This is a genomic window from Vibrio sp. 03_296 (assembly GCF_002265885.1).
Window position 1 is genome coordinate 1 of sequence record NZ_NPKW01000807.1, and the last position, 860, is coordinate 860.

Sequence of the window (860 nt, forward strand, 5' to 3'; positions counted from 1 at the left end):
TCGATGAATCGAAAGTGGATAAAGATAAATTAGAAGCCATTCAGGGGGTAAAAGGTGTAGTGCTTGGGCAAGGTCAGACACAGGTAGTCATTGGTGTCGACGTTGAAAAATGGTACCTAGCACTGTCCGGTGCGAGTGCTGCGCCAAAAGGGGTGGAAGTGGAGCAGGAGAAGGGTAAWTTATTCCAAAATGCTATGCGTATTGTCGCGGGTATCTTTGGCCCTGTTGTGCCAGCGATTGCGGGGCGGGGATGCTGATGGGGTTACTCTCAGGCCTGATTGCGACCAACGTCATTTCTGAAAGCTCTGATACAGTATTTTTCTTCCTGTTCTATTTCTGTCGCAGTGTTCTTTTTCTGCCAATGCGGTTTTCTTTTTTCCTGCCGCAAAGGTCTTTAGAGTGAACGAATACATTGCGTTAGCCGTTGCAGCAGCGATGATGTCACCAAAGCTATTGGAAAAGCGAGCCTCCTTTCTGGTGTAGGTAGCGCTCCAGAATTTGAAGGTTGTTGGTTGTATTTCCCATTGAACTGCTTAATTTATGGTGGTGCGATTGTTCCTGCAATTTTAGCGGTTTGGGTACTATCTAAAATCACCCCTATGGTAGATAAGTTCGTTCCTGCTTCTGCCAAGCCAGTGTTCACTCCGCTACTTTCTTTTACGGTGACTTCAACTTTGGTTCTGTCAGTGGTTGCCCCTGCGGGTATGTGGCTAAGTAATGGCGCTGGTTGGGTAGTCAGTTCTCTACTAGAGGTTTCACCTACGTTAACTGGTTTTGTGTTGGGTTGACGCGTCCTATTACCATTGTTTTGGCATTCATCACAGTCATGACGCCAATCAGTTTGAACAACTTCGCGCTGT

Annotated in this window: 1 pseudogene; it reads left to right on the plus strand. The window is 46.8% G+C overall.

From position 1 onward, the window contains the following. A pseudogene (locus CIK04_RS28025) lies at window positions 1-860 on the plus strand (PTS transporter subunit EIIC); the annotation flags it as partial.